Consider the following 453-nt stretch of genomic DNA (forward strand, 5'->3'; position numbering starts at 1 on the left):
GTCATCCGCACCATTAATCCGGCGCGCGCGGCCAAGACGGCTGGACGGCTGGGTTTTCATTTCTTCATCGATTTTGGCTTCAATTTCCAACTCGATTTCATCGCTCAGCTTCACACCGCCTTCGGCAAAGAATTTAATGCCGTTGTCGGAATAAACGTTATGGGAAGCAGAAATCATCACACCGGCAGACAAACGCAAAGCACGGGTCAGATACGCTACGCCCGGGGTTGGCAGAGGGCCGGTTTGAATAACATTGACACCGGCGGCGGTAAAACCGGCAATCAGCGCAGCTTCCAGCATATAGCCTGAAATACGCGTGTCTTTGCCGATTAAGACGGTTGGTTTGATTTCGCCTTCGTGCTGCACCAAAACCTGACCTGCCGCATAGCCTAATTTCAAGACAAAATCAGGATTGATAGGAAACTGACCGACTTCGCCACGCACACCGTCAGT

The 453-nt window shown here is 51.7% G+C and carries 1 pseudogene; it reads right to left on the reverse strand.

The features are described from left to right. A pseudogene (gene glmM / locus ACTHUR_RS20610) lies at positions 1 to 453 on the reverse strand (phosphoglucosamine mutase); the annotation flags it as partial.

It is taken from the genome of Neisseria sp. P0021.S007 (assembly GCF_051956855.1).